This is a genomic window from Cognatishimia sp., assembly GCF_964229375.1.
Taxonomy (GTDB): domain Bacteria; phylum Pseudomonadota; class Alphaproteobacteria; order Rhodobacterales; family Rhodobacteraceae; genus Cognatishimia.
On sequence record NZ_CAXREH010000213.1, the window covers coordinates 1 to 5,226 of the forward strand.

Below are 5,226 nucleotides of genomic sequence, written 5' to 3' on the forward strand. Positions count from 1 at the left end.
TTGTCTGACACCGCCCTGCCGCCAGAAGGGCGTTTGAGCTTTCATGACACGATGTCAGAGGCGGTTGCGGGTGCGAGCTGGATCCAAGAGTCGGTGCCAGAGCGGCTGGAGCTGAAGCGCAAGGTGTATCAGACGCTTCAGGAGCATGCGCCACAGGATGCGATCTTGGGGTCCTCTACGTCTGGGTTCAAACCATCCGAACTTCAGGGGTGCGCAAGCCGACCTGAGCAGATCGTGGTGACGCATCCGTTCAATCCGGTCTATCTGATGCCTTTGGTCGAGCTTGTCGCGACCAATGCTAACCCCGTGGAATTGGTCGACCGCGCCGCCGAGATTTTGCGATCTGTCGGGATGTTCCCTTTGAAAGTGCGCAAAGAGATTGATGCGCATATCGCGGATCGTTTTCTTGAGGCGGTGTGGCGCGAGGCGTTGTGGCTGGTCAAGGACGGCATTGCGACGACCGAAGAGATTGATGAGTCGATCCGCATGGCCTTTGGCATTCGCTGGGCGCAGATGGGGCTGTTTGAGACCTATCGAATTGCGGGTGGCGAAGCGGGGATGAAACATTTCATGGCACAGTTCGGGCCTGCTTTGGAATGGCCCTGGACGAAGCTTATGGATGTGCCCGAGTTCACCGATGAGCTGGTTGATCTGATTGCCGATCAGTCTGATGCGCAATCCGGCCATTTGTCGATCCGAGAGCTGGAGCGTATTCGGGATGACAACTGTGTTGGCATGATGCGGGCGCTTAAGGCGAACAATTGGGGCGCGGGCGAGGTGTTGAACCAGCACGATGCCCGATTGATTGCACAAAGCGGACTGCCGCGTAGCATGGCGGATTTGCAGGATCTGAAGGCGCTGATCATCACCGGACGGCGTGCGGTTCCGGCTGATTGGCTGGACTACAATGGCCATATGAACGAAGCCTGCTATGCCACGGCGTTCTCTGAGGCGACAGATCGGTTGATGGAAATCATTGGCTGCGATCAGGCCTATATTGCGACCGGTGGCAGCTATTTCACCGGCGAAACCCATATTCGCTATCTGGATGAGGCTCATCTTGGCCAGGTGGTCGAGATCCGGACGCAGGTGCTGAAGGGCGAAGGTAAGAAGCTGCAGCTGTGGCACGAGATGTATGAAGGCGATCGTCTGTTGGCGACCGGCGAACATTTCCTGTTGCATGTGTCGCTTGAAACCCGTCGCCCAAGTGATCCGAGCGCCGAGATCATGGACAATCTGGCGGCGCTTCAAGAGGCCCATGCCACATTGCCAGCCCCAGACGGGGCCGGGCGTTATGTTGGGCAGCCGCGATGAGCCAGCGCGTTCTGATCACTGCGGGCGCGTCGGGGATCGGGCGGGCCATGGCCGACGGGTTCGCAGCGACCGGGGCTGAGGTCTGGATCACAGATGTGGCACAGGACGCGTTAGAAGCCTGCCCCGCAGAATGGCGCAAGACCCTTGCGGATGTGGCCGATGAAGCCGCGATGCAGGAGTTGTTTGCTGAGATTGCGACAAAGTGGGGCGGGCTGGACGTGCTTTGTGCAAACGCTGGGATCGCCGGGCCGACCAATGCGATTGGCGATATCGATCTGACGGACTGGCAACGCTGTGTGTCGGTCAATCTGGAGGGCGCTTTTCTGGCGACCAAATACGCGGGTCCCATGATGCAAAAGGCTGGCCGTGGGGCATTGGTCTATACCTCATCAACAGCTGGAATTTACGGCTATCCCAACCGCGCGCCCTATGCGGCGGCGAAATGGGCGATCATCGGGCTGATGAAAACCGCGGCGATGGAATACGGCCCCTTTGGGGTGCGCGCCAATGCGATCTGCCCTGGGGCTGTTGAGGGCCCGAGGATGGAAGGCGTGCTGGAGCGCGAGGCCTCTATCAAAGGGATGAGCCGCGATGAGGTCTATGCGGGCTATGCGGCGGGCACGTCGATGCGGTCTTTTGTGACAGCCGAAGACATTGCGAATATGGCGGTGTTCCTTGGATCTGACGCAGCGCGACTGGTGTCGGGGCAGGTGATTGCCGTGGATGGTCATACCGAAAACCCGGACCCTAAGGTTTAAGGTAGGCTGGACTATAGACGCGTTGGGCGTCGCGGCGCTGTCACACAAGGCTGTCCAGATAGTCGGGCAGGGCGCGTGCTGTGATCGTTGCCTCGCGGACCAGGGCGTCGAAATGTTCGGTAAACCCCTGCACGCGTGTTGTGTCGCGAAAGGCCAGATAGTTGCGCCCCAGATACAGCACTGCCAGCAGGGGGCCAAAGACAGTCACAGGGGCCGAGTAGAGCTGTCGCGCATCAAACAGATAGAGCCTGAGGCGTGGGTAAAGCTGTGCGCTGAGTTGGCGCATATGGGCAATCTGGGCGAGGCGGGTCTCGTCGGGGAGGCCGCTGTAATAGCCCTCGCCACGCGCAAAGCTGGCCATTTCATGCAGGGGCAGCGCGATTTCGTAATCCGAACTGCTGTCACGCATCCAGTTCAACCGGTCTTCGCTGGCACCGATGGCTTGTTCCGTGGTGCGCCCCAGATGTGGTGAGTACTCCCAACTGAGAAGCGCGCGTGTTTTCAACATATCGGGCAAGCCCGCGGGCACGTGGCGCACTTTGTAGCCCGCGGCCTCTTGGTGCCAGGCAAAGATTTGTTCATCGACCAGCGCGCGGGGGGCTTTGGTGAGGGTTAGCGCATTGGCGACAATATCCTCGGCACGTTCCGGGTTGTCGGTGAGCGACAAAAGCCAGTCTGCCGAGACACCCAGCGCCGAGGCGCATTCTCCGACGACCTGCGCATTCGGCAGGCGTGCGCCCTTGTCCTTTAACAACTGCGAGATTGTTGAACGATCAACGCCGGTCATGCGGGCCAGTGCACTTTGGGTGATCCCGCTGCTGCCCATGGCCTGCTCTAGACGTTGACGAAATCGTTCAGATCGGGCGCGTTTGTCGATTTTATCACTCATAATGTGTGTTTTATCACATTTGGTGAAAAATGTTAATTACATTCAGAATGCCCCTCCTGCCATTTTTTGACTAGAGAAAATCTAACGGCCTAGATCGCAACATCGCGACAAAAAAGCTTCTTTAGATCAGAGGCTTGAGAAAGGTCAGACCGCTACTCACAAGATAGGAGCCCCAATGGAAACCCGCGCAAGATCAATCGTAAAGGCAGTCATTTGGAATGTGATTGGCTTGTTGATGATGTGTCTGGTGGGATTTCTTGCAACGGGATCGGTGAAAGTCGGCGGGGCGATGGCCTTGATAAATGCCGCAATCGGTCTGGCCTCGTATGTGGTTTATGAACGCGTCTGGGCTCAGGTGCGCTGGGGGCGTCATGCGTGAGCGCCGCCCCCTGATTGAGTGGCCGACATTTTCCCTGTTGGTCCTGTGTTACGCAAGCTTTGCGCTGGGCACGATGTGGGCCAGCGCGGTCTGGTTGCCCTTTGGCATGCTGGTCACGACGTTGGCGATTGTGCTGCATTCGTCCCTGACCCATGAGGTCGTGCACGGACATCCGTTCCGACATCAACTGCTGAGTGAGGCCACGGTGTTTCCGGTCTTGGGCCTGTTTATTCCGTATCTGCGGTTCAAAGATACGCATCTGGACCATCATCAGGATTCTAAGCTGACAGACCCTTATGATGATCCCGAAAGCAACTATATGGACCCAGAGGTCTGGGCGCAGCTGAGCGCGCTGTGCAAAGTGACGCTAACGGTGAACAACACGTTGCTGGGGCGCATCCTGTTTGGGCCCGCGATTGGGCAAGTCTGTTTTATGTCGTGTGACCTCAAAGACATTCTGCGTGGCAATCGACGGGTTTTGCTGGGCTGGCTTTTGCATATCCCGAGCCTTGCGCTTGTGTTCTGGTTTCTTTTCAGTTTTGCCAGCCTGCCGATCTGGGCCTATTTGATCTGCGCTTATCTGGCCTACGGCATTCTCAAGATACGGACCTTTCTCGAGCATCAGGCGCACGAGAAATACCGGGGCCGCACGGTCATCATCGAGGATCACGGCCCATTGGCGTGGCTGTTTTTGTACAACTCGCTGCATGTCGTGCACCACATGCACCCCAAGCTGCCGTGGTATCGTCTGCCGGTCGCGTTTCGGGACAATCGCGAGCGGTACCTGGGGCGCAATGACGGGTATTATTACAGTTCTTACTGGACGATCCTGCGCCTTTACTTTCTGCGTCCAAAGGATCCTGTCCCGCATCCTCTCTGGCCAAAGTCTTAAGACCTGAGTCATAAGGCGGGATGGAGCTTTGGATTCTTCTTTCGATCGCCGCCGCGTTTTTTCAGACCCTGCGCTTTATGCTGCAAAAACAGCTGAGCCAGACCAAACTGACGGCCACCGGCGCGACGCTTGCACGGTTTTTATATTCCGCACCCTTGGTGGTGGTTTTGGCGGCGTTTTACTTACAGGTGAATGACCGCTCCTTTGCCGCCCCTGTCGGGCAGTTCTGGCTTTATGGCGCATTGGGTGGCGCGGCGCAGGTTCTGGCCACGATCTGTACCGTCAAAACCTTTGCCTATCGCAATTTTGCCGTGGGCGTGACCTTTAAGAAAACCGAAGTTCTGCAAACCGCAATCATCGGCTTGGTCTTGTTTGGCGAGGCGGTCTCGGTCATGGGCGGTGTGGCGATGATCGTCGGCTTTGCGGGCGTTCTGGTTTTGTCAGGCGCTTTGGGGCGGGACACGCCCTGGCGAGAAAGCCTGAGCAGCCCGGCAACCCTTTTGGGCCTGTCTGCGGGGGCGTTGTTTGGGGTGTCTGCGGTCAGTTACCGCGCCGCTAGCCTGATGATCGACGCCGCCGATCCGTTTGAGCGGTCGTTCATAACGCTGGCCGCCGTGACCTCTATGCAGCTGATTGGCATGCTGATCTGGCTGGCCTGGCGCGACCGCGTGGAAATCGGGCGGGTGATCGGCCAGTGGCGCACCGCAGGCTTTGTGGGGCTGACCTCGATCGCCGGATCTTATTGCTGGTTCACAGCCTTCACCTTGCAGAACGCAGCCTATGTAAAGGCAGTCGGCCAAATCGAGCTGATCTTCAGTATTCTGGCCACAATGCTGTTCTTCCGCGAAAAGATCACGCTTCGGGAATATATTGGCATCGGCTTTATCAGCCTGAGTGTGATTGGGCTGGTGGTCTGGGTTTAGCCGCCCAGATCTGCCGAGGTCGGCGCACGGCCATGCAGCCGCTTAAACCATCCTGCCTCGTCGTCATTCTT

6 protein-coding genes are annotated in these 5,226 nt (G+C 57.7%); 5 read left to right on the forward strand and 1 reads right to left on the reverse strand.

The genetic code is table 11. The features are described 5' to 3' along the window. Both ACEQWH_RS15355 and ACEQWH_RS15360 read left to right on the forward strand, forming a co-directional pair. On the forward strand, window positions 1-1,314 hold a 1,314-nt coding region (locus ACEQWH_RS15355; protein WP_370232311.1), incomplete at its 5' end, for a carnitine 3-dehydrogenase. Beyond that, window positions 1,311-2,072 carry an SDR family oxidoreductase gene (locus ACEQWH_RS15360; RefSeq protein ID WP_370232313.1) on the forward strand — a complete coding sequence of 254 codons (762 nt, stop codon included), beginning with the start codon at window positions 1,311-1,313 and terminating at the stop codon, window positions 2,070-2,072. The genes ACEQWH_RS15355 and ACEQWH_RS15360, both read left to right, overlap by 4 nt. Before the next feature lie 40 nt (window positions 2,073-2,112). Here the strand turns inward: ACEQWH_RS15360 and ACEQWH_RS15365 are convergent, their stop codons facing one another. After that, window positions 2,113-2,961, reverse strand: a complete 849-nt coding sequence (locus ACEQWH_RS15365) for a helix-turn-helix domain-containing protein (protein ID WP_370232315.1) — start codon at window positions 2,959-2,961, stop codon at window positions 2,113-2,115. A 175-nt stretch (window positions 2,962-3,136) separates the two neighbouring features. Between ACEQWH_RS15365 and ACEQWH_RS15370 the strand changes: the two genes are divergently transcribed. From ACEQWH_RS15370 to ACEQWH_RS15380, 3 genes are read left to right on the forward strand one after another with little or no spacing between them, the layout of a single operon-like run. Next, the gene (locus ACEQWH_RS15370; protein WP_370232317.1) at window positions 3,137-3,340 is read left to right on the forward strand and encodes a DUF2061 domain-containing protein; all 204 of its coding nucleotides are present in this window, start codon (window positions 3,137-3,139) and stop codon (window positions 3,338-3,340) included. Next, the gene (locus tag ACEQWH_RS15375; RefSeq protein ID WP_370232319.1) at window positions 3,333-4,232 is read left to right on the forward strand and encodes a fatty acid desaturase; all 900 of its coding nucleotides are present in this window, start codon (window positions 3,333-3,335) and stop codon (window positions 4,230-4,232) included. Before ACEQWH_RS15370 ends, ACEQWH_RS15375 begins: the two co-directional genes overlap by 8 nt. A 20-nt stretch (window positions 4,233-4,252) precedes the next feature. Next, on the forward strand, window positions 4,253-5,155 hold the full coding sequence (locus tag ACEQWH_RS15380) for an EamA family transporter (RefSeq protein WP_370232321.1): 903 nt from the start codon (window positions 4,253-4,255) through the stop codon (window positions 5,153-5,155). The last annotated feature ends 71 nt before the right edge of the window (window positions 5,156-5,226 follow it).

Coding starts and splice junctions, on each gene's coding strand:
- ACEQWH_RS15370 (WP_370232317.1), top strand. CDS start 3,137: ATGGAAACCCGCGCAAGATCAATCGTAAAGGCAGTCATTTGGAATGTG.
- ACEQWH_RS15360 (WP_370232313.1), top strand. CDS start 1,311: ATGAGCCAGCGCGTTCTGATCACTGCGGGCGCGTCGGGGATCGGGCGG.
- ACEQWH_RS15375 (WP_370232319.1), top strand. CDS start 3,333: ATGCGTGAGCGCCGCCCCCTGATTGAGTGGCCGACATTTTCCCTGTTG.
- ACEQWH_RS15380 (WP_370232321.1), top strand. CDS start 4,253: ATGGAGCTTTGGATTCTTCTTTCGATCGCCGCCGCGTTTTTTCAGACC.
- ACEQWH_RS15365 (WP_370232315.1), bottom strand. CDS start 2,961: ATGAGTGATAAAATCGACAAACGCGCCCGATCTGAACGATTTCGTCAA.